A 22,303-nucleotide genomic window follows, 5' to 3' on the forward strand; every position below is an offset into this window, starting at 1 on the left:
TCAGGCCCGCAGGCTCAGACCCGGCCCAGCAGCAGCTCGAATTCCAGCGCCGTGGTCTCGACGTGGTCGGTCAGGCGGTGGCCGTCGTCGAGCATCAGCAGCCGGGCCGAGCGCGCACGGCACCACTCGATCACCCCGGCCGCGGGCACCACGTCGTCATGCCAGGCATGGACCACGCTGGTCGGCACCGACGCGGCGTCCAGTGCCGGCATCGGGCCCATTGTGGTCGGCGGCACCATCAGGAACAGGCCGCGCACCGGCACCTGCAGCGAGGCGATGGCCGAGATGTAGGCACCCAGGCTGGAGCCGGCCAGCACCACAGGGCCCCGCTGGACGGCGGCCGTGGCCAGCCCGACCAGGCGACGCAGGCGTTCGGGCACGTCACCGACGCGGCTTATCTCATGGCGGGCGTCCAGGTCGGTGTAATCCGGACGCTCGTGGGTCCAGCCCAGGCGCTCGGCGACATCGGCCAGGGCGGTCACCTTGGTCGCGTCCGGACCGCTCTCGAAACCGTGGGAAAGGATGCAGTGGCCGCGGCTCATCGCGGCAAACCGGTGGCAATCGAAGTCATCGGTGAATGCTAGCATCCGCGCATGTCGCAGACCCCTCCGCCGATCCAGTACGCCCCCCTGCCCTACCAGCCCCTGCTGGGCACGCGCGTACCGGCGGATATCGACCTGGTGGTGATCCACTGCACCGAACTGCCCGACCTGGCCATGGCCCGCGAGTACGGCGAGCGCGTGCTCTATGACAGCGGCACCGGCAACAGTGGCCACTTCTACATCGACCGCGACGGCAGCATCCACCAGTACGTGGACATCGCCCGCATCGCCCACCACGTGCGCGGCCACAACCCACGCTCGGTCGGCATCGAGCTGGTCAACCGCGGGCGCTATCCGCACTGGCTGGATTCGCGCCACCAGGCGATGGACGAGCCCTACACCGAGGCCCAGCTGCAGGCGCTGCAGGCGCTGCTGCAGTGGATGGCCCAAACGCTGCCCTCGCTGCGCTGGATCGCCGGCCACGAGGAACTGGATACGACGTTCGAACCGGCAAGCGACGATCCGACCGTGCAGGTACCACGCAAACGCGATCCCGGCCCGCTGTTCCCGTGGCCGCGCGTGCTGGGCTCGACCCGGTTGCAGCCGCTGCCACGCTGAGCGGCCGGCTTACTGCGGCAGGTAGTTCTTCTCGCCGGCGGTGACCGCCAGGTCCAGGCGGTTGGACGGTGGCGCGATCGGGCACACCACGTGCGGCGTCAGCGCGCACGGCGGGTTCTCGGCGCGGTTGAAATCCAGCACCAGCTTGCCGTCGCGGGCCGGCGCGGTGAACAGGTAACGCGCACCGCCGTAGCTTTCCTTTCCGCTGGTGCGGTCCACGAACGGGATGAACCACTCCGGGTCCTTCTCGTAGACCACCGGCTGCAGGCGGAAGGTGCGGCCCTCCACGGTGAACACCGCCTCGCCGGGCACCATCGCCTGCAGCGGGGTGCCGATCGAGGTCAGCAGGGTGACCTCGCGCGGGGTGGCGAACGGCTGCCAGTCGGCGACCACCCGCCAGCGCAGGTCCACCGGGAAATGCTCCACGCCGCGGAAGCGGCTCCGCATCGGCGCGTCCGGATCGCGGTAGCGCCAGTTGGTGAGCTTGCCGGTCCGCACCAGGTAGAACTCCGCGGCGCCCAGCCGCACCCGCGTGGCCTCGCGTTCGGCGACGATGCCGGCGACCAGTTCGGTGCGGTCCAGCGGGCGGCCGTTGACCGTCGCCCCACTGCCGGACACACCCTCGAGCACCGCGCGCCCGTCGCGATCCAGGTGCAGCGTTCCCAGCCGCGACGGGCCACCCGGCAGCTGGATGTCATTGCCCGGGCCGCTGCCCACGCTGAAACGGCCCGGACGCAACCGCCCCGAGCCCGTGTAGCTGAGCCAGCCGTCGGCCGCGCGCAGGTTCTCGATGCGCCGCGCCCGCCACTGCTCGACCTGCCGCATGTACTCGCGCAGCTCCGGCGCCGCATGCGGGGCAACGGCCTCTTCCTTGCCATTGCCCGCAGTCCCGGGCTGGCACCCGGCCAGCAGCCACGCGCACGCGGCCAGCAGCGCCGCCGCGCGCAGCCGGTTTCCCCGCAGCAATCCCCAGACCGCGATGTCTATCGGATTTCCCCTCAAACCTGTCCCGCTGTTGTCCATGATGACCTGTCAGGACATCAGCCGGTTGCGACCGGCCTCGAAGAATCGGCCAGCCAGCCGCTCCACGAACCCGCAAACACCCGTGGCCCCTGCAGTCCGGCCACTTCCATCGCCAGCAGCAGGTGGCAGGCGGTCACCCCCGAGCCGCACATCAGCACCACGTCCGATGGCCCGTGCTCGCCCAGCAGCGGCGCCAGTTCGGCGCGCAGCTCGTCGGCCGGGCGCAGCCGGCCCTCGCGCACGTTCAGTGCGAACGGCCGGTTGACCGCGCCGGGCACGTGACCGGCCACCGGGTCCAGTGGCTCGACCTCGCCCCGGAAGCGCTCGCCGGCCCGGGCATCGATCAGCCAGCCCGGCGCCTGCGACAGGCGCTGCAGCACTTCGTCGGCGGACACGATGCGCCCTTCATCGAAACGGCCCGGATACGGCGGCAGTGCCTGGGGTGCGACCACCCCGGTGGCCAGCGGCAGGCCGGCGGCCTGCCATGCGGCCAGTCCGCCATCGAGTACGGCCACGGCCTGGTGGCCCAGCAACCTGAGCATCCACCACAGGCGCGCCGCGGCCATCGCGCCGTCGCCGGCGTCGTACACCACCACCTGGGTCTGCGGGCCAATGCCCCATTCGCCCAGCCGGCGGGTGAAGTCTCCCTCGCGAGGCAACGGGTGCCGGCCCAGTCCCTGGCGGGCGTGGTCGGACAGGTCGCGGTCGAGGTCGGCACGCACCGCGCCGGGGATGTGCCCGGTGGCATACGCCTGGGCGGCCGAGGCCGGATCGGCCAGCGAGGCGCGCGCGTCGATCACGCGCAGCGTGCTGGCCACCGCGCGGGCATCCATCACGCGGGTGGCGCCACCGAGCGCGGCCGCCAGGTCATCGACGCCGACCAGCGTGGTCCACGGCGGATCGATCATGCTCATGGCAGTTGCTCCAGGCGGCGGCGCAGGTTGTAGAGGATGGCGGCGGTCGCGCCCCAGATGCGCTGGCCCGGCCAGGAATATTCCAGGACATGGCGGATCCGGCCGCGGTGCTCGATCTCGATGCTGCGCAGGTTGCCCGGATCCATCAGGTAGGACAGCGGCACTTCGAACACCTCGGCCACCTCGTCGGGCTGGGGCTGCGGCACGAACGCCGGATCGACCACCGCCACCACCGGCATCACCCGGAAACCGGTGATGGTGACGAACGGATCCAGGTATCCCAGCGGACGCACCTGCCCCGGCTTGAGCGCGATTTCCTCGTCGCTCTCGCGGATCGCCGCGGCGACCGGATCGATGTCATCCGGCTCGATGCGGCCACCCGGAAAGCCCACCTGGCCACCGTGGTGGCGCAGCGTTTCGGTGCGACGGGTCAGCAGCACCTGGGTGCCGCCCTCGCGCGGCACCAGCCCGGCCAGCACCGCGGCTTCGGCCAGTGGCGTGTCGGGCAGGATGTCGGCCAGTTCGGGGTGGTTCCAGCCAGGCCCGGACGGCGGCGCGTCGGCCGGATGCAGCGCGCGCAGCAGACGCTCGCGTTCCTGCAGACGGGCGGCGAAGGCCTGGCGGGCCAGCGCACGCGACGGCAGGGTCTCGCGCATGAGGCGTTGCCGGTGGTCCTCGCTCATCCGCGACCACCCCGCGATCTCGTCGATGTGGCGCAGGCAGCCTTCGCAGACGCCGTCGCTGTCCAGCGTGCACACGGCGATGCAGGGACTGGCGATGGCACGGGACGAGGCATCCATCAGGGGAGACAGCTGCAAAGCCTAACCGAATGTAGGAGTATCCCTGCATTGTCGCCGCATGGGCGGCAACCCGCCACGGCTGCGTTGCCCCGGAAAGCAAAACGCCGGCGATTGCTCGCCGGCGCCTGCTTCTGGACCTTGCTGCTGCGCGTTACTTGACGCTGACCAGCTTGATCTCGAACTGCACGGCCACGTTCGGCGGGAATGGGGTGCGCGGATCGGCACCGTAGGCCTTTTCCGGCGGCAGGGTGACTTCCCACTTCGAGCCGGCCGGCATCTGCAGCAGGGTCTCGCGCATGGCCTGCATCTCGACTTCGCTGACCTTGATCGACGGGATCTGCTGGGCCGGGCGGGCTTCGGTCGGACGCTGGCCGTACGGATACGGACCGGCCACTTCCAGCTGCACGGTGCTGGCCTGGGTCGGCTTGGCGCCCTTGCCGGCTTCGATCACGCGGTACTGCACGCCCGACGGCAGGGTCTGCACGCCAGCCTTGGCCTTGTTGGCGGCCATGAACTGGTCGCTGCGGGTCTTGTTTTCGGCAGCGGCCTTTTCGTACTCGGCCTTGGCGGCCTGGGCACGGCCCTGCTCGCGCTTCTGGAAGGCTTCAACGGCCGGCTTCAGCTGCTCGGCGGTGATCGCCGGCTGCTTCTTCGCGTAAGCGTCCTGCAGGCCCTTGATCACCGAATTGATGTCCAGCTGCTCTCCGCGCGCGGTCAGCTCGGCGAGGTTGTTGCCGTAGTCGTAACCGAAGTAATAGCTCAGCTTGCCCTTTTCGGACGAGGTGTCCTGGGCGAATGCATTGCCCGTCAGGGCCAGGGCCGCAACGGCGACCGCGATAGAACGCAACTTCATCAAACAATTCTCCAGGGAGGGTGACTCAAGGCGAACATGCCGCCCGAGGCGACGGGTTAGGATAGCCGCGCCAACGGCGGACCGCCACTGACGACCAGAGCTATGACCAGCAATGGTTTGCGGAGTTCCCCGCTTACTTTTTCTTAACTTCACGCAGGAGTTTTCCGGATGTCCGACGCCCCGGTCTCGATCCACACCCAGGACGGCGTACGCACGCTCACCATCCAGCGCCCGGAGAAGCTGAATGCGCTGAACGGCGCCACCCTGCAGGCGCTGGATTCAGCGTTTGCCGAGGCTGCAACCGATGAATCGGTGCGCGTGGTGGTCCTGACCGGCGCCGGCAGCAAGGCCTTCGTCGCCGGTGCGGACATCGCCGAGATGAACACCCTCACGCCGGTGCAGGGCCGCGACTTCTCCCTGCTCGGCCAGCAACTGATGCGCCGGATCGAACGCATGTCCAAGCCGGTGATCGCGATGGTCAATGGCTTTGCGCTGGGCGGCGGGCTGGAACTGGCGATGGCCTGCCACCTGCGCATTGCTGCCGACAGCGCCAAGCTCGGCCAGCCGGAGATCAACCTCGGCCTGATCCCGGGCTTCGGCGGCACCCAGCGCCTGCTGCGCCTGGCCGGCCGCGGCGCCGCGCTGGAGCTGTGCCTGCTCGGCACGCCGATCGACGCCGCACGCGCCCAGCAACTGGGCATCGTCAACAAGGTGGTACCGGCGGCCGAACTGGAAGAAGAAACCCGCCGCATCGCCAACCAGCTGGCGCAGGCGGCGCCGCTGGCGCTGCGCGGCATCCTTGATGCCATCCAGGTCGGTGGCGAGTGCGGCATCGGCGAAGGACTGGAATACGAAAGCGCGCAGTTCGGCCTGATGTTCGCCACCGAGGACATGCGCGAGGGCACCAGCGCCTTTCTCGAACGCCGCAAGCCGGCCTTCCGCAACCGTTGATTCCCATGCAGGACCCGATTTCCCCCGCACTGCCGCCACAGCAACTGCTGCAGTTGCTGCTGGAGGACGATATCGACGCCGCCCTGCGCGGCGGCCTGATGGCCTACCAGCCCGCGCCCGATGACGCGTTGCTGGTAGCCGGATATCCGGACCTGCCCGAACGGCTGCAGCAGGCGCAGCAGCGCCTGCGCCGCGCCTGGGCCGCTCGCGAGCGCTACCAGGCCCGGGCCGCGCGACTGGCACGGCGTGCTGCCGAGCGCGAGGCACGTCGCGCACCGCCCGTGACCCCGGATCGCAAGCCGGCGCTGCCGCCGGCCGCGGCGGCGATCCTTGCGCGGGCCAAGGCCAAGGCAGCGGGACGTCCGCTGTCATGAGTCCTGTTGCCAGCGTGAAGTCGCGGCGGGCCAGAAAGCTCAGCCGCGCGGAAATCCATGAGCTGTTCTCGCGCCTGCGTGAGCTCAACCCCAAGCCCAAGACCGAGCTGGAATACAGCACGCCGTTCGAGCTGCTGGTGGCCGTGGCGCTGTCGGCGCAGGCCACCGATGTCGGCGTGAACAAGGCCACGCGCAAGCTGTTCCCGGTGGCCAATACGCCCGAGGCGATCCTCGCGCTGGGCGAGGACGGCCTGAAGCGTTACATCAATACCATCGGCCTGTTCAACGCCAAGGCGGCCAACGTGATCGCCGCCTGCCGCATCCTGGTCGAGAAGCATGGCAGCCAGGTGCCGCAGACCCGCGAGGAACTGGAAGCACTGCCGGGCGTGGGCCGCAAGACCGCCAACGTCGTGCTCAACACCGCCTTCGGCCAGCCGGCGATGGCGGTGGACACGCACATCTTCCGCGTCTCCAACCGCACCGGCCTGGCCCCGGGCAAGGACGTGCGCGCGGTCGAGGACAACCTGATGAAGGCGGTGCCGGCCGAGTTCCTGCTCGACGCCCACCACTGGCTGATCCTCCACGGACGCTACGTGTGCAAGGCGCGCAAGCCTGACTGCGGCGGCTGCGTGATTGCCGACCTGTGCCGCTACCCGGACAAGACCACCGCGGCTTGAACCTGGCCTGCGCGGGCGCCGCTCAGCCGAAGCGGCGCTCGCGGAACCAGCGGGTCAGCACCCACTTCTCACCGGCGACCACTGGCGCACCGGCATGCAGGGTGCGGCTGGACGGGTGGGCGCGGTCGTAGCTGAAAAACACCGCGTTGCCCTGCACCGCTGCGAACTCCAGGCCGGCATCGGGGAAGGTGGTGGCCCCGCCGGACAGCGGGGTATTGAGATAGGTGACCAGGGTGGCCACGCGCTGGCCGCCATGGCGCAGCGCTGCCTCGGCACCGGGACCATCGGGGTCGAAATAATCGTAATGCGGCAGGTATTCGGCGCCCGGGCCGTAGTGCAGCACCTGCAGCGGCTCGGCCTGTTCCAGTGGCCAGCCTACCAGCGCGGCGATGCGCTGCTCGATGCGCGCCACCAGCGGCGTACACGCCGTGGGCAGGTAGGTGCCATCACTGGTGCGCGACTGGTGCGCCTCGTTGGCGCCGGTCACCGCATTGAAGGTTGCCGAACGCTGCAACCGGCCGCGCGCGGTGGCAATCAGCTGTGCGCATTCTTCGCCACTGAGGACATTGCCCAGCAGCACCACCCGCGGGTGCAGGCTGCTGCCCAGCACATGGATGGCCTGGCCATCGATCTGGATCTGTGAAGGCCCGTTGAGCTGGAACGGTGCCGGTACCGGCACCGCTGGTGGCAGCCCCTGGCGTTGGCCCTGCTCGGCGACAAAACGGCGCAGCACCGCATCCACCGCGGTGCTGGCAGCATCCTCGTCCCAGCCGGCCTGCAGCAGCGGCGCGATCAACTGCTCCGGGCGCGCACCGGCCTGGGCCTGGGTGACCAACCACTGGGAAAACTCGGGAGAAAGGGCATCGGCGTTCATCGCCACAGTGTGCACCAGCACACGCCGTTGTGGCAGCGCGCAGGCACTGCCTTGGCACTGACACATCCGTGCAAGCCCGCTGTCATCTGCAGCACCTATAAATCGCTCCCAACCTGCGCTCATCCCTTGACGGCGCCCAATTCACTGATCTGGAGCAAGACCCATGGCTGTTGCATCCACCCGTAACCTGATGATGTCCATCGGCGCCGTACTCGCCCTGTCGGCCTGTGGCGGCGGCGCTGACCGCGTCGCTTCGCCAGGCGAAGGTGCTTTCCCGCCGGCCCCGGCTCCCGCACCGGCACCGGGCCCTGCCCCCGCACCGGCACCGGCACCGGGCCCGGTCGCCGGTTGCCCGACTGGTTTCAGCGATGTCGGCACCATCGCCGGCAAGACCAACTGCCGCCTGCCGGCGCTGATCGTGGAAAACACCACGGTGCCGTATGTGGATGGCGTGCTGTATTCGATCAGCGGCTACACCCGCGTCGGTGAGGACGTCGGTGGCGACGCCGCCAACCCGCGCGCCAACCAGCGCAGCGCCACCCTGACCATCGAGCCGGGCGTGACCATCTTCGGCTCCAGCGGCCAGGACGCCCTGGTGGTCAACCGCGGTTCGAAGATCAATGCCGTCGGCGAGAAGACCAAGCCGATCGTGTTCACCAGCCGCCAGAGCGTGGAAGGCACCACCTACGTCGATTCGATCGGCCAGTGGGGCGGCCTGGTGCTGCTCGGCCGCGCACCGACGGCCAACTGCATCGGCTCGGTCACTCCGGGCACCGCCGCCTGCGAGGCGGAAGTGGAAGGCGTCACCGGCGCCTACTACGGCGGCAACGCCCCGGGTGACAGCACCGGCACGCTGAAGTACGTGCGCGTGATGCACTCCGGCTTTGAAGTGCTGCCCAACGTCGAACTCAACGGCATCACCCTGGCCGGCCTGGGCAGTGGCACCTCGATCGAGTACGTGCAGGTGCACAACAGCTCCGACGACGGCTTTGAGTGGTTCGGCGGCACCGTCAACAACCGTTACCTGGTGGCCACCGGCAACGACGACGACTCCATCGATACCGACACCGGTTTCAGCGGCGCGATCCAGTTCGCCATCGTGATGCAGCGCGGCCAGAAGGCAGCTTCGGGCGACCGCGGCGACCGCATCAACGAGATGAGCGCGGCCGGTTCCAGTGCACTGCCGTCCAACCCGAAACTGGTCAACGTGACCTTCGTCGGCGCCCCGGCGCATGACCGTTCGGCGATGGTGCTCAACTCCGGCACCCACGTGGAGTACTACAACGCGGTGGTGACCGGCTCCAACAACTGCGCCGAGATCGATACCGCCGGCAACGCCAACACCCGCGGCACCTTCGCCTCGGTGTTCTTCTCCTGCGGTGCGCCGTTCCACAACGATGCCGCCGGCGCCCAGCTGGCCGCCTTCACCGCCAATGCCAACAACGTGGCCAACGGTACTTCCAGCCTGAGCGGCTTCACCAACGGTGCCAACGAAAACGCGGTGGCCGCGGCCGACCTGTCGGGCCTGATCACCCGCAGCGGTGGCTTCGTGCGCCAGGTCAACTACATCGGCGCGGTCAAGGACAGCAACGACACCTGGTGGCAGGGCTGGACCTGCGGCCTGCCGGGCACCCCGTCCTGCTGATCGACCGCGATGGCGGCAGCACGCATGACCGTCATCCAGCCACGCCGCGGACCTGCCGCGGCGTGGCTTTATCCAAGGCTGGCGGCCACGCCAGGCCGGACGCAAGCACGTCCTCCCCGCCGCATGTTCCCTTCAAGGCTCCCCTGATGACACACGCTCCCCTTGCCCGCTCCAGCCTGTCGCTGGCCATTGCCGCGCTGCTGGTTCCCACTTTCGCCGCTGCCAACCCGGTCAGCGCCACCGACAGCACCGCCGCCAGCGCCGCAGATGCGGTACCGACCAGCCTGGATGCGATCCAGGTGCGCGGTGAACACATCCCCGAGCCGATGCTGCTCAGCTCCCAGGTGATGAGCCTGGTCAGCAAGGAAGACATCGACCGCCAGGGCGCCAGCACCGCTGCCGATGCGCTGGGGCGGGTGGCCGGCATGAGCGTGTCGCAGGGCAAGTATGTGACCGTGCGTGGCCTGAACGAGCGCTACTCGCAGGCCCTGCTCAACCGCTCGCCGCTGCCCAGCCCGGAACCGCTCAAGCGCGTGGTACCGCTGGACCTGTTCCCGACCAACGTGCTGGAAACCATCGAGGTGCAGAAGACCTATTCGGCGCGCTACCCGGGTGAGTTCGGTGGCGGCGTGATCAACCTGTCCACTGCGGTGGTGCCCGAGGCACCGTTCCTGAAACTGTCCTATGGCCTGTCCGGCAACTCCGAAACCACCACCCAGCCGGGCCTGACCTATTACGGCGGCGGCGATTCGGACCTGCTCGGCTACGACGACGGCACCCGCAAGGTGCGCGAGCCCTTCGCCCAGGCCCTGGCCAGCGGGCAGATGATCAGCGTCGGCGAGCACTTCAGCCGCGAGCAGCTGGCCGCGATCGGTGCTTCCATGCCCAATGCCGCGATCAACCTGCTGCAGACCAGCGACTCGATCAACCCCAACCACAGCGGCTCGGTTGCTGCCGGCACCACCCTGGAATTTGCCGAGGATTCACGCCTGGGCGTGGTTGCCAGCGCCGCGCTGAGCAACAGCTGGCGCAGCCGCAACGGTGTGCAGCAGTATGGCGAGGCACGCACCGGCACCGCTGAGGTCCTCTCCCAGCAGCAGTACCTGAGCACCAGCAACGAGGCCAGGCTCAATGGCCTGCTGGCTCTGACCTGGGAAGTGGGCAAGCACACCCTCGGCGCCAGCACGCTGTATGTGCACGACACCGAAAAGCAGGCGCGCTCGCGCGAGGGTTTCACCTGGCAGGCATCGCAGGTACGCCGCAACGATGCCACCCGCTGGATCGAGCGCGAGATGCTCAACCACCAGTTCACCGGCAAGCATGTGTTCGGCGAGTACGACGACCTGACCGTGAGCTGGCGCGGTGGCCATGCCCGTGCCAGCCGGCAGTCGCCGTTCGAACGCGAGATCAACTATTTCCAGGACGACTTCGGGTTCTGGCGCCACCTCAACAACACCGTCAGCCTGGGCGATGTCAACGAGCGCATTGACAGCGCTGCAGTGGACGTGGACTGGCGCCTGCCCAGCGAGCGCGAAATCATCCTCTCGGCCGGCTACGCCTGGTCACAGACCGAACGCGATGCACGCACGCGTGACTTCTCCTTCCTGATCACCGATACGGCGCCGTTCTACAACGGCTACCAGCGTCCGGACTACCTGTTCTCCGACTACAACCTCTACCAGGGCTACCTGGAGCTGCGCGAGAACACCGGTGCCAACGGCGCCTCGGCCTACACCGCCAGCCTGGACAACGATGCGGCCTATCTGGAGCTGGAAAGCCAGCTCACCGGCACCGTGCGCGCCACCGCCGGCCTGCGTTGGGAACAGGCCACCCAGGGCGTGAACCCGCGAAACCTGTTCCAGGGCGGCAGCACCCTGCCAGGCAACACCCTGGACAACGACTACCTGCTGCCGGCGCTGTCGCTGACCTGGAACTTCGCCGACAACCTGCAGCTGCGCCTGGCCGCCTCGCAGACCATCGCCCGTCCGCAGTTCCGCGAGCTCTCGCCGCTGCAGTACCTGGACCTGGAACTGGACCGCATGACGGTGGGCAACCCGTACCTGCAGGATACGGAGATGCTCAACCTCGACGCACGCCTGGAGTGGTACTTCAACAGCGGCGAGTACTTCCATGCCGGCCTGTTCGCCAAGCAGCTGGACAAGCCGATCGAGGCGGTGGTTTCCGACGACGTCTCCTTCCTGCGCCAGAGCTTTGTCAATGCACCGAAAGCCAGCCTGTACGGGCTGGAGCTGGATTACCGCAAGTACCTGACCCCGGCAGTGTCCTGGCTGGGTGACAAGCGGATCTTCTTCAATGCCAACTACACCTACACCGATTCCAAGGTCAGTGCCGGCGCCAGTGACCAGGTGCTGCTGTACAACGGCAGCGCGCTGGCCGCGCCGCTGGTGGTGCGTGACGGCAGCCAGATGCAGGGCCAGAGCGACCACCTGGCCAACCTGTCGCTGGGCCTGGAAAGCGGCAATGGCGACCAGCTGACCCTGCTGGTGGGCTATGCCAGCGAGCGCATCTCCGCCCGTGGCACCTTCGATGCCAACGGCGTGCAGCGCCAGCCGGCGCTGATGCAGGACCCGGGCCTGAGCCTGGACCTGGTCGGGCGCAAGCACTTCACCCTGTGGGACATGCCGATGAGCGTGAGCCTGGAAGCGCGCAACCTGCTGGGCGAGGAATACCACGAGTATCAGCAGCTGGGCGGTGGCCGCATCGACGTCAACCGCTACGAGCTGGGCCGCAGCTTCGGTGCCAGCATCGAGGCACGCTTCTAAGCCTGGGCCTGCCTGATCAATGCCCCGCCCTCCGGCCTGGCAGGCCGGGCGGCGCGGGCCAATGCACACCATCGGTGGCGGCTGGGGAGTCCTGCCGATGGTTACCAGCCCGTCGACATCCGGTCGACGGGCTTGGTTCTTTTACGGCCCTGGCAGGGCCGGCGGACCTGCTGCCGGCAATCGCCGATGACAGTGGCGGTCAACAATTATGGCAGTGCCATGTCGTTTGAAATCATAGTGTCATCGTGCCGTCGCATGATCGCCACGTCCCCACCCTGAGTTGCCCGGCGTGATCGTGCTGCCACCCGCTGTGATCATTGTGATCAACCGCCTGCTTCCCAAAGGCCTGTGGGTGTTGGCCGTGGCACTGCCCCTGCTGGCACTGCTGCTGGGCCTGCGCACACCGAGTGCCGCGCCGCTCGCCAGGTCTGTGCCGGCAACGGCCGGCAGCGATCCGCTGGCGTGGCCGGAGCAGGACCTTTTCCACCGTCAGGCCGGCAACCACACCGCCCCCGGCACCGGCACATGGACCCTGCACGGGATCCGCCTGGGCGGCGCGCAGGCCAGTGCCATCCTGGGCAACGAGGCCGGCCAGCAGGATTCTTATGCCGAAGGCGAACAGATTGCCGCGGGCTGGCAGCTGCAACAGGTTGCCGCCAGTGGCGTGCGTCTGCTCGGCCCGGGCGGCCTGGTCGAGCTGAGCCTGCCTGCCCAGGCCGACAGCCTGCTGCGCAGCGCAGCGACGCCCACCGCCGTAGAGCCCGCCGCCCAGCAGCCCGCCAGCGATACCGCGCTGCCGGCTGATGCCGCCCCGCGACTGCAGGCCGGCACGCCGCTGGCCCTGTGGCTGCAGACCCAGGGCCTGCGCGTGGGCGATGAACTGCTGGCCGTCGATGGCCAGCCACTGACGCGGCTCGATGCCGATGCCCTGCGCGCCCGGCTGCAGGGGCGCGACAGCGTGCGCCTGCAATGGCGCCGCGATGGCCAGACCCATACCTCTGTTTTGCGGATGCCCTGATGACCTGCTCCCTGCCGCGCCTTGCCCTGCCGATCGTGCTGCCCATCGGCCTGCTGGCTGGCGCACTTTGCTGCGCACTGCCCGGCCCTGCCTGGGCCACCGCCAATCCGGCGCCGGGCAACACCCTGGATGTGCGGGGTGCCGACATCCGCGCCTTCATCCAGGATGTCGCCCGTGCCACCGGCACCAGCTTCATCGTCGACCCGGCCGTCCAGGGCACGGTCGATTACAGCAACCCGCAGTCGATGTCACAGGCGGACATGCTCGGGGTGCTGCTGACCATCCTGCGCAGCCATGGCCTGGTTGCGGTTCCAGCCGGACACGGCACCTACCGCGTGGTGCCCGACCAGGGCGCGGCCGGCCAGGGGACCGGCAGCAATGCACACTTTGCCACCCAGGTGATCGGTCTGCGCCGGATCGATGCACGGATCGCCGCCGAAACCCTCAAGCCCCTGCTCGGCCGTGGCGGGGTGGTCATTGCCACCCCGCAGGGCAACAGCCTGCTGGTGGCCGATTACAGCGACAACATCGCGCGCATCCGCTCACTGGTGGCGCAGGTCGACAGCGACAACGCCAGCATCGACACCCTGACCCTGCGCAACAGCTCGGCGCGCGAGATTGCCGCCACCCTCAACGCGCTGTTCGGTGTGCGTGGCGAAGGCGGCAGCCAGGTGCTGTCGATCCTGCCGGTGGAGAGCAGCAACTCGATCGTGATCCGCGGCGATGCCGGGGTGGTCCAGCGCGCCATGAACATGGCCGCCGAGCTGGACCGGCGCGCCGAAAGCACCGGCGATGTGCGCGTGGTCAAGCTGCAGCACGCCAGCGCCGAACAGTTGCTGCCGGTGCTGCAGCAGCTGATCGGCCAAGGCGAAGGCAGCAGCAACGCCCCGGCCAGCGGCAGCGCCACTGCCACGAGCAACGGCAGCAGCACGGTGGACCCCAACCAGGCGGTGCTGATCACCCCGGCCGGCGGCAAGCGCCCGACCCTGGCGCGCGCGCCGGGCCAGAACGCGCTGATCATCAATGCCGACCCGGAAACCCAGCGCACCCTGATGGAAGTGATCACCCAGCTGGACACCCGCCGCGAGCAGGTGCTGGTCGAGGCGGTGGTGGTGGAAATCTCCGATGAGGCCTCGCGCAAGCTCGGCGTGCAGCTGGCCGCAGCCGGGCGCAACGGCGACATCCCGCTGCTGGGCACCCAGTTCCCGTCCAGCCAGCCCGGGATCATGGGCCTGATCGCCGGCGCGGCGGCCGGCAGCGATGACTCGGCCTGGGCGCAGAGCGCACGCAGTGCCGCAGCCAACTCCCTGCTCGGCCTGTCCGGCGGGCTGGCCGGGATCGCCGGCCAGGCCGGCGATGTATTGTTCGGCGCGATCATCACCGCCGTGCGCAGCGACACCGGCTCCAACCTGCTGTCCACCCCGTCGATCCTGACCCTGGACAACGAGCCGGCACGCATCCTGGTCGGCCAGGAAGTGCCGCTGACCTCCGGCGAGGTGCTCGGCGATGCCAACTCCAACCCATTCCGCACCATCGAGCGCCAGGACGTGGGCATCGCGCTGGAGGTCACCCCGCAGATCAACGCCGGCGGTGGCATCACCCTGAAGCTGCGCCAGGAAGTGTCCTCGGTGGCCGGTCCGGTCTCGGCCAGCTACAACGAGCTGATCCTGAACAAGCGTGAGATCGACACCCGGGTGCTGGTCGATGACGGCGCGATCGTGGTGCTGGGCGGGCTGCTGGACCAGCAGCAGCGCCAGACCCGCGACAAGGTGCCCGGGCTGGGCGACATCCCGCTGCTGGGCCGGCTGTTCCGCTCCGATGCCAACAGCGACACCCGCACCAACCTGATGGTGTTCCTGCGCCCGACCATCATCCGCGACCGCGCCGATGCCCAGCGCATCACCGCGCCGCGCTTTGACTGGATGCGCGATGCCCAGCTGGCCCTGCCGGGCCAGCCGCGTGGCGGCGAGGCGGCGCTGGATGCACTGGTGCGTGACTACCTGCGCAGCGCCCCGCCGCAGCTGCCGGCCCCCACAGACGCCGCTGCGGGTACGCCGCAATGAGCCTGCCCGGGCGCCTGCCGTATGCCTTTGCCCGCCGCCATGGCCTGCTGCTTGCCGGCACCGAGGATGCCGGCGATGGCGTGACGGTGTGGCTGCACCCGCAGGCGCATGCGCCGGCACTGGCCGAACTGCGCCGGGTGGCAGGATGTGCGCTGCAGTTGCAGCCACTGCCGGCCGAGCTGTTCGACCAGCAGCTGGCGCGGGTGTATGCCGACAGCGTGGATGGCGGCGATGACAGCGTGCTGGCGCTGGAAGCCGGCAGCGGCCTGGAAGCGCTGCTGGACGAGCTACCGCCCGCCGCCGACCTGCTGGCCGCCGCCGATGATGCACCGGTGATCCGCCTGATCAACGGGCTGATTGCCGAGGGCGCACGCCAGGGTGCCTCGGACATCCATGTCGAACCGTTTGAATCGATGCTGCGGGTACGCCTGCGCGTGGACGGGGTGCTGCGTACCGCCGCCAGCCTGCCACCGCGGCTGGCGCCACTGCTGGTGTCGCGGATCAAGGTGATGGCGCGGCTGGACATCGCCGAAAAACGCGTGCCACAGGATGGCCGGATCTCGCTGCGGATGGGCAACCAGGCACTGGATGTGCGTGTGTCCACCCTGCCCGCGCGTGATGGCGAGCGCGTGGTGCTGCGCCTGCTGGCCAAGCAGGCCGGCACCCTGGAGCTGGCACAGCTGGGGCTGTCGCCAACGGTTGCGGCCAGGCTGCAGGGCGCGCTGGCCCAGCCCAACGGCATCGTGCTGGTCACCGGCCCCACCGGCTCGGGCAAGACCACCACGCTGTATGCGGCGCTGGCCGCTCTCAATGACGGCCAGCGCAACATCCTTACCGCCGAGGACCCGGTCGAATATGCCATCGACGGCATCGGCCAGACCCCCGTCAATGCCAAGGTCGGGATGAGCTTTGCCGCCGGCCTGCGCGCGATCCTGCGCCAGGACCCGGATGTGGTGATGGTCGGCGAGATCCGCGATGTGGAAACGGCGCAGATTGCGGTGCAGGCCAGCCTGACCGGCCACCTGGTGCTGTCCACCGTGCATACCAACGATGCGATCGGTGCGATCACCCGCCTGCGCGACATGGGCAGCGAGTCCTTCCTGCTGGCCAGCACCCTGCGCCTGGTGCTGGCCCAGCGCCTGGTGCGCCGGCTGTGCCCGCAGTGCCGCCAGCCCTGTGCGGCCGATGATCCACTGGCCGCACGCCTGTTTGCCGGCCAGCCGGTGCCGCCGCAGTTCCGTGCCGCCGGCTGCGCCGCCTGCGAACACACCGGGCACAGCGGACGGATGGCGCTGTATGAGGCGGTAGCGATCGATGAACCGCTGCGCCGGCTGATCGTGGCCGAGGCCGATGAGGATCAGCTCGCCGCGCAGGCGTTTGCCGAGGGCGGCACCCTGCTTGATGCCGGGCGTGCTGCGGTGGCCGCCGGCCTGACCTGTGCCAGTGAAGTGCTGCGGGTAGCCCGCGCGCAGGCCGGCCGATGATCGCATTTTCCTACCAGGCCGTGGACACCGCCGGGCGCACCCGGCACGGCCAGCTGCGCGCCAGCAATGCCCAGGCCGCGACCGCGCAGCTGCTGGGCAAGCGCTGGCTGGTGCTGCAGCTGGCCCCGGCCGTAGCCGAGCCAGGTCGCCCGGTCCGCCTGCCGGCGCGCGAGCTGGCCCTGTTCACCCGCCAGCTGGCCGCCCTCACTGCCAGCCTGCCGCTGGCCCAGGCGCTGCAGGCAATCAGCCAGCAGGCCGGGCAGCGCCGGCTGCGCCAGGCCGTGCAGAGCACCCAGACCCGGCTGGCCGAAGGCTTTGCGCTGGCCGAGGCCATGACCGCACAGCCACGCGCGTTCCCGCCGCTGTACCGGGCGATGATTGCCGCAGGCGAAGCCTCCGGTGCGCTGCCGCAGCTGCTGGCCCGGCTGGCCGACCTGCTCGAACAGCAGCAGCAGGTCCGCGCCCGGCTGGCCACCGCACTGATCTACCCGGCCACCCTGGCGCTGACCGCCTGCGCGGTGGTGATCGCACTGATGACCCTGGTGGTGCCGCGGGTGGTCGAACAATTCGATGCGATGGGCCGCCAGTTGCCGCTGCTGACCCGGATCGTGGTCGGCAGCAGCGAGCTGCTGGCCACCCTGGCCCCCTGGCTGGGCGCTGCACTGCTGGCCCTGCTGCTGGCCGCGCCAGTGGCGCTGCGCCGCCCCGGCCTGCGCCTGGCCGTGGACCGCCTGATCCTGCGCCTGCCGCTGGCCGGCAACCTGCTGCGCCAGGTGCATGCCGCCCAGCTGGCACGCACGCTGGCGATCATGCTCGCCGCCGGCCTGCCGCTGATCGACGGCCTGCGCGCCAGTGCGCGCACCATCGCCAACACGGTGCTGCGCAATGCCACCGCGCAGATGGCCACGGTGATCGATGAGGGCGGCAGCCTGAGCACCGCGATGCGGCTGGCGGCGGTGTTTCCCTCCACCCTGCTGCACATGGCCAGCAGTGGCGAGGACAGCGGCCAGCTGGCACCGATGCTGGAAAGCGCGGCCGATTACCTGGAGCGCCAGTCGCAGACCACCACCCAGGTCGCGATGGGCCTGCTCGAGCCGCTGATCATCATCGTCCTGGGCGTGGTGGTCGGGGTGATCGTGCTGGCGATCCTGCTGCCGATCCTGCAATTCAATTCCCTTGTCCTTGGCTGACCTCTGGAGTCCTGCATGTCCGTTCCATCAACCCAGCGCCAACGTGGTTTCACCCTGATCGAACTGATGGTGGTGATCGTCATCCTCGGCCTGCTGGCCACCGTGGTCACCCTGAATGTGATGCCCAGCCAGGACCGGGCGATGGTCGAAAAGGCCCGCGCCGACATCGCCGTGCTGGAGCAGGCCCTGGAAACCTATCGGCTGGACAACCTGGCCTATCCAAGCAGCGGCCAGGGCCTGGCGGCGCTGCAGCGCGCACCGCAGGACCTGCCCCAGCCGCAGCGCTACCGTCCCGGTGGTTATGTCCGCCGGCTGCCCGCTGACCCGTGGGGCAACCCCTACCAGTACCGTCAGCCGGGCAACGATGGCCGCAGCTTCGATGTCTGGTCGCAGGGCGCCGATGGTACGGACGGCGGCAGTGATGACAATGCCGACATCGGCAACTGGCAATAAGCCATGCAAGGGCGTGCGGCCGGCTTCAGCCTGATCGAGCTGCTGGTGGTGCTGGTGCTGCTGGCCCTGGCCAGCGCTGCGGTGGTGCTCAGCGTGCCGCCGGCCGATCCGCTGCGCGAGCCGGTGCAGCGGCTGGCCGCCCGCCTGGCCCACGCGCAGGATCAGGCCGTGCTGCGCAACCAGAGCCTGCGGGTACTGCTCGATGGCCATGGTTACCGCTTTGAACACCGCCAGCAGGGCCAGTGGCAGCCCAGCAGCGACCCGGCACTGGCCGCGCAGCCATGGCCGGCGCCGACCACCCTGGTGTTTGCCGGCCAGGCCAGCGAACAGCTGCAGCTGATCCTGGACCCGGCAGGCAATACCCTGCCCGGCCTGCTGGAACTGCACAGCGGGCAGCAGCGCTGGCAGCTGCAGCTGCACGCCGATGGGAGCATCGATGTCCAGCCCCGCTAGCAGACAACAGGGGTTGAGCCTGCTCGAACTGATGGTCGCAGTGGCCGTGCTGGCACTGGCAGTGGTGGCCCTGCTGCACCTGGGCAGCCAGAGCACCCGCAGCGCCCAGCACAGCGAACAGCAGGCCCTGGCCCTGATCGTGCTGCAGAACCTGGCCGCCAGCGCCGAGCTGTCGCCTGAGTGGGGCAACCAGGGCCAGGTCGAACTGGCCGGCCGCCAGTGGCACTGGCAGCGCCGGCCGGTACAGGGCGCGCTGCCCGGCATCCAGGGCTGGCACTGGGCGGTGCTGGCCGACAGCGGCCAGCAGGTGGCCGAACTGACCAGCTGGCAGGCCGCGCCATGAGCGCACAACGCGGTTTTACCCTGATCGAGGCGCTGGTCGCGCTGGCGGTGTTTGCACTGCTGGCCAGCAGCGGCGTACTGGTGCTGCGCCAGTCACTGGACAACCAGCAGGCGGTGCAGCAGCGCATCGACAGCGCGGCCCGGCTGCAGCGGCTGGACAACCTGCTGCGTGCCGACCTGGGCCAGGCCACCCGCCGCAGCGTGCGCCAGGTCGACGGCCAGCCGGCCACCGCCGTATTTACCGGCGCCACCGATGGCGATGCCGCGGCCTGGTCCGGGCGCAGCGCCTTGTTTGCCTTCACCCGCGGCGGCTGGGACAACCCTGCCCAGCCACGGCCAGAGCTGCTGCATGTGCAGTACCGGCTGCAGGGACAGGCGCTGGTGCGGCTGAGCCGGGACCGTCTGGATGGCAGCAACCACTGGCAACAGCAGGTCCTGCTCGATGAGGTGCAGCAGCTGCAACTGGCCTACCACGACGGCAGCGGCTGGAACCGCGGCTGGCCGGGTGGGCTGGACCAGCTGCCACGGGCACTGCGCCTGCGTTATCACCACCGCGATTTCGGGGTGGTCGAGCATGTGCTGGCACTGCCAGCGGAGGGGCGCTGATGGCCAGCCGGCAACGCGGCGCCGCCCTGCTCACGGTACTGCTGCTGGTGGCGGTGATCGCGCTGGTGGCCAGCACCCAGCTGGACCTGATCGGGCTGGACCTGGCGCGCGCGCGCAACAACCAATCGCTGGTGCAGGCCCGTGCCCATGCACTGGGCGCCGAACAGCTGGCTGTCCGCCAGGTCGGCCGGCTGGCGCAGCTGCCGCCGGCCCAGCTCGGCCAGTGGCATGGACGCGTGCAGCCGCTGGTCCTGGCCGAAGGCCAGCTGCAGTACCGGCTGCGCGATGCCAGCAGCTGTTTCAACCTCAATGCGGTGGTCATCGGTGCCCCCGGGCAATGGCAACGCTCCGAAACCGGGGTGGCACAGCTGCTGGCACTGCTGCAGGCGCTGCAGCTGCCAGCGTCACAGGCCCAGGCCTTGAGCGACAGCCTGGTCGACTGGATTGACCACGACAGCGTGGCCAGCGCCGCCGGCGCCGAAGACGCCTATTACCGCCTGCAGGTACCGGCCTATCTCAGCGCCGCGGCGCTGTTGAACGATCCCAGCGAGCTGCTGGCGCTGGCCGGCATGGATGCCGCGCTTTACCAGCGCCTGCGCCCGTGGCTGTGTGCGCTGCCCGACAACGCGCCCACCCCGGTCAATGTCAATGCCCTCAGCCCGCACCAGGCGCCGCTGCTGGTGATGCTCAGCCAAGGCGCGATGTCCCTGCCTGAGGCGCAGCAATGGCTGGCACAGCGGCCTGCCGGTGGCTGGCGCCAGCGCAGCGCCTTCCTGGCCCACCCTGCGCTGCAGTCACTGGCCGGCGATGCCGGGCTTGCCAGCCAGATCCGGCTGCAACCCACGCTGTTCGAGCTGCAGGTGCAGGTGCTGCTCGATGGCAGCCAGGCCGAACTGACCAGCCTGCTCAGCACCGATACCCCTGACCACGCCCGTTTGTTGTCACGCCGCTGGATGCTCCGCAATGAAACCGATCTGTCTGCTCGTTTTACCCCGCAATGACCAGCACCCGGCGCACTGGTGGCGGCTGGCCGATGACCAGCTCCAGCACGGCCAGCTGCTGGCTGGCCAGCGCCTGCCGGCCGGGCCGGACAATGAACATGTGGTGCTGGCCCTTTCCGGCGAGCAGGTAGTGGTGCGCTGGCTGGACCTCCCCGCGCACAGCCCGGCCCAGGCGCGCACCGCCGGCGCCAATGCCCTGGCCGATGACCTGCTTGCCCCGCCCGAGACCCTGCACGCAGCAGCCCAGCGCGATGGCACGCACTGGCAACTGATGCTGTGCGCCCCGCAGGTGCTGGAGGACGCACTGGCCCGGGCCCGGGCCCTTGGTGTCAGCCCGGCACAGGTGATTCCCGACAGCCTGTTGTTGCCGGTCAATGCCGACAGCGCTGATGGCGTCCTGGCCGAGCACCAGGGGCTGTGGCTCTGGCGCAGCCAGCAGCAGGCGGTGACGGCCGAGCCGGCGCTGATCCAGCGCTGCCTGACCCAGACACCGGCAACGGTGCTGCCACTGGCCGCACAGCTGGACCTGCATCGACTGCCGGAGAGCAACTTGCTGCAGGGCCGCTTTGCCCCCGGCCAGCAGCAGGTGCCGCTGGCCGGACGCCGGCTCGGCATCGCCGTGGCCGCACTGGTGCTGGCACTGCCGCTGGTCATTGCCGCCCATGGCGCCGGCCTGCGCTGGCAAGCCAGCCAGACCCAGCAGCAGAGCCTGGCGCTGGCCCGCCAGCATCCGGGCATTGGCGCCGACAACCCCGACCCGATCGCCAGCGTGCATGCACGGGCCGCGCAACGGGAACAGCGCCAGCAGCAGTGGTCGTTGCTGCGTGCCGGACTGCAGGCGGTGCAGGCCAGCCCGGACGTGGCGCTGGAACAGCTGCAACTGGGTGATGGCCGTTTGATCCTGGAGCTGCAACCGGCCACGGCCACCGCGCTGGCGCAGCTGCACACGCAACTGCGCCAGCAGGGGCTGGCCGCCCAGTCGTCCGCCGACCCGGCCACCAGCACCACGCTGATCATCACTGCCCAGGAGCTGCCATGAACCTTTCCAGTGCAACCGGCCAGCAGCGCAGCGCTGGCCTTTCCCGCCTGCAGGGCTGGTGGCAGCAGCGCGCCCGGCGTGAACAGGCCATGCTGTTGACGATGCTGCTGGCGATCAGCGGCTTTGTGGCCTGGTACGGCCTGCTGGCCCCGCTGCTGCGTTGGCAGACCCAGGGCCAGCAGCAGCTTGACCAGGCCCGCCGGCAACAGCAGCAACTGCACAGCAGCCTGCAGGCGCTGGAGCAACACACCCAGCAACCGGAGGTCCTGCTGCAGCAGTGGCAGGCTTCGTTGGCCGACAGCGGTCTGCAACTGGCACAGCACAGCAGCGATGCCGGACAGGGGCTGAGCATGGAAACCGCCCCTGGCAAGGCGCAGGCACTGACCGGCTGGCTGGCGCAACTGCCTGCCGCGCAACTGCCCGACCAGCTGCAGCTGTGGCGCGGCAATGGTTCACTGCAGGCGCGGCTGCAGCGCCAGCCAGTCGGCAGCCATGCCACACCGACGTCACAAAAATGACTCTCGCCTGTCATTGACGACAGATTCCGTCATCTTTTTGCAATCTAGCGTTCATAACCTGCGCCCTACCCCAGCCGCAAGA

General features: G+C 69.3%; 23 protein-coding genes. 17 read left to right on the forward strand and 6 right to left on the reverse strand.

The genetic code is table 11. The annotated features are described in order from the left end of the window. Positions 1–14 precede the first annotated feature (14 nt). On the reverse strand, positions 15–542 hold the full coding sequence (locus LG380_RS06960) for a hypothetical protein (RefSeq protein WP_225766511.1): 528 nt from the start codon (positions 540–542) through the stop codon (positions 15–17). 51 nt (positions 543–593) lie between these two features. On the opposite strand from LG380_RS06960, the gene LG380_RS06965 reads away from it, so the two are divergent. Further along, on the forward strand, positions 594–1,160 hold the full coding sequence (locus LG380_RS06965) for an N-acetylmuramoyl-L-alanine amidase (protein WP_225764185.1): 567 nt from the start codon (positions 594–596) through the stop codon (positions 1,158–1,160). Positions 1,161–1,169: 9 nt separating this feature from the next. Here LG380_RS06965 and LG380_RS06970 read toward each other — a convergent pair whose 3' ends face one another. From LG380_RS06970 to LG380_RS06985, 4 genes are all read right to left on the reverse strand, one after another. Beyond that, entirely contained in the window at positions 1,170–2,126 is a 957-nt protein-coding gene (locus LG380_RS06970) for a DUF1684 domain-containing protein (protein WP_225764186.1), read from the reverse strand. Positions 2,127–2,200: 74 nt separating this feature from the next. Next, entirely contained in the window at positions 2,201–3,097 is an 897-nt protein-coding gene (locus LG380_RS06975) for a sulfurtransferase (protein ID WP_225764187.1), read from the reverse strand. Then, positions 3,094–3,897 (reverse strand): CoA pyrophosphatase, encoded by an 804-nt coding sequence (locus tag LG380_RS06980; RefSeq protein WP_225764188.1) that lies wholly within the window; start codon positions 3,895–3,897, stop codon positions 3,094–3,096. Before LG380_RS06980 ends, LG380_RS06975 begins: the two co-directional genes overlap by 4 nt. A 151-nt stretch (positions 3,898–4,048) precedes the next feature. Then, positions 4,049–4,750 (reverse strand): FKBP-type peptidyl-prolyl cis-trans isomerase N-terminal domain-containing protein, encoded by a 702-nt coding sequence (locus tag LG380_RS06985; protein WP_225764189.1) that lies wholly within the window; start codon positions 4,748–4,750, stop codon positions 4,049–4,051. Positions 4,751–4,918: 168 nt separating this feature from the next. Here LG380_RS06985 and LG380_RS06990 point away from each other — a divergent pair, with 168 nt between their 5' ends. The 3 genes from LG380_RS06990 to nth are packed head-to-tail and all read left to right on the forward strand — an operon-like array spanning position 4,919 to position 6,752. After that, the gene (locus LG380_RS06990) at positions 4,919–5,701 is read left to right on the forward strand and encodes an enoyl-CoA hydratase-related protein (RefSeq protein ID WP_225764190.1); all 783 of its coding nucleotides are present in this window, start codon (positions 4,919–4,921) and stop codon (positions 5,699–5,701) included. Between the two features lie 5 nt (positions 5,702–5,706). Then, positions 5,707–6,075, forward strand: a complete 369-nt coding sequence (locus tag LG380_RS06995; RefSeq protein WP_225764192.1) for a hypothetical protein — start codon at positions 5,707–5,709, stop codon at positions 6,073–6,075. Beyond that, positions 6,072–6,752, forward strand: coding sequence for an endonuclease III (gene nth, locus LG380_RS07000; protein WP_225764194.1), 681 nt, complete (start codon positions 6,072–6,074; stop codon positions 6,750–6,752). Before LG380_RS06995 ends, nth begins: the two co-directional genes overlap by 4 nt. 22 nt (positions 6,753–6,774) lie before the next feature. On the opposite strand, the gene LG380_RS07005 is transcribed toward nth, so the two are convergent. Then, the gene (locus LG380_RS07005; RefSeq protein WP_225764196.1) at positions 6,775–7,626 is read right to left on the reverse strand and encodes a 2OG-Fe(II) oxygenase; all 852 of its coding nucleotides are present in this window, start codon (positions 7,624–7,626) and stop codon (positions 6,775–6,777) included. Between the two features lie 163 nt (positions 7,627–7,789). Between LG380_RS07005 and LG380_RS07010 the strand changes: the two genes are divergently transcribed. The 13 genes from LG380_RS07010 (at position 7,790) to gspM (ending at position 22,221) form a co-directional block, all read left to right on the forward strand. Beyond that, positions 7,790–9,271, forward strand: coding sequence for a hypothetical protein (locus tag LG380_RS07010; protein WP_225764198.1), 1,482 nt, complete (start codon positions 7,790–7,792; stop codon positions 9,269–9,271). 146 nt (positions 9,272–9,417) lie between these two features. Beyond that, on the forward strand, positions 9,418–12,054 hold the full coding sequence (locus tag LG380_RS07015) for a TonB-dependent receptor (protein WP_225764201.1): 2,637 nt from the start codon (positions 9,418–9,420) through the stop codon (positions 12,052–12,054). A 361-nt stretch (positions 12,055–12,415) separates the two neighbouring features. Then, positions 12,416–13,072 carry a hypothetical protein gene (locus LG380_RS07020; RefSeq protein ID WP_225764203.1) on the forward strand — a complete coding sequence of 219 codons (657 nt, stop codon included), beginning with the start codon at positions 12,416–12,418 and terminating at the stop codon, positions 13,070–13,072. A gap of 26 nt (positions 13,073–13,098) precedes the next feature. After that, on the forward strand, positions 13,099–15,135 hold the full coding sequence (gene gspD / locus LG380_RS07025; RefSeq protein WP_225766513.1) for a type II secretion system secretin GspD: 2,037 nt from the start codon (positions 13,099–13,101) through the stop codon (positions 15,133–15,135). Next, positions 15,132–16,619: an ATPase, T2SS/T4P/T4SS family gene (locus tag LG380_RS07030; protein WP_225764204.1), complete on the forward strand. Its 1,488-nt coding sequence runs from the start codon at positions 15,132–15,134 to the stop codon at positions 16,617–16,619. Before gspD ends, LG380_RS07030 begins: the two co-directional genes overlap by 4 nt. Continuing rightward, positions 16,616–17,809 carry a type II secretion system F family protein gene (locus tag LG380_RS07035; RefSeq protein WP_225764206.1) on the forward strand — a complete coding sequence of 398 codons (1,194 nt, stop codon included), beginning with the start codon at positions 16,616–16,618 and terminating at the stop codon, positions 17,807–17,809. Before LG380_RS07030 ends, LG380_RS07035 begins: the two co-directional genes overlap by 4 nt. 15 nt (positions 17,810–17,824) lie before the next feature. After that, positions 17,825–18,262: a type II secretion system major pseudopilin GspG gene (gene gspG / locus LG380_RS07040; RefSeq protein WP_225764208.1), complete on the forward strand. Its 438-nt coding sequence runs from the start codon at positions 17,825–17,827 to the stop codon at positions 18,260–18,262. 3 nt (positions 18,263–18,265) lie between these two features. Continuing rightward, positions 18,266–18,715: a type II secretion system minor pseudopilin GspH gene (gene gspH / locus LG380_RS07045; protein WP_225764210.1), complete on the forward strand. Its 450-nt coding sequence runs from the start codon at positions 18,266–18,268 to the stop codon at positions 18,713–18,715. After that, positions 18,699–19,058, forward strand: a complete 360-nt coding sequence (gene gspI, locus LG380_RS07050) for a type II secretion system minor pseudopilin GspI (protein WP_225764212.1) — start codon at positions 18,699–18,701, stop codon at positions 19,056–19,058. Before gspH ends, gspI begins: the two co-directional genes overlap by 17 nt. After that, complete coding sequence (gene gspJ / locus LG380_RS07055) at positions 19,055–19,663, forward strand: type II secretion system minor pseudopilin GspJ (RefSeq protein ID WP_225764213.1); 609 nt, start codon at positions 19,055–19,057, stop codon at positions 19,661–19,663. The genes gspI and gspJ overlap by 4 nt, the downstream gene beginning before the upstream one ends. Further along, the gene (gene gspK / locus LG380_RS07060) at positions 19,663–20,664 is read left to right on the forward strand and encodes a type II secretion system minor pseudopilin GspK (protein ID WP_225764214.1); all 1,002 of its coding nucleotides are present in this window, start codon (positions 19,663–19,665) and stop codon (positions 20,662–20,664) included. Before gspJ ends, gspK begins: the two co-directional genes overlap by 1 nt. Then, a complete protein-coding gene (gene gspL, locus LG380_RS07065; RefSeq protein WP_225764215.1) occupies positions 20,627–21,703 on the forward strand; it encodes a type II secretion system protein GspL in 1,077 nt (358 codons plus the stop codon). The genes gspK and gspL overlap by 38 nt, the downstream gene beginning before the upstream one ends. Next, on the forward strand, positions 21,700–22,221 hold the full coding sequence (gene gspM, locus LG380_RS07070) for a type II secretion system protein GspM (RefSeq protein ID WP_225764216.1): 522 nt from the start codon (positions 21,700–21,702) through the stop codon (positions 22,219–22,221). The genes gspL and gspM overlap by 4 nt, the downstream gene beginning before the upstream one ends. The last annotated feature ends 82 nt before the right edge of the window (positions 22,222–22,303 follow it).

Source organism: Stenotrophomonas sp. Marseille-Q4652, from assembly GCF_916618915.1.
Classification (GTDB): domain Bacteria; phylum Pseudomonadota; class Gammaproteobacteria; order Xanthomonadales; family Xanthomonadaceae; genus Stenotrophomonas.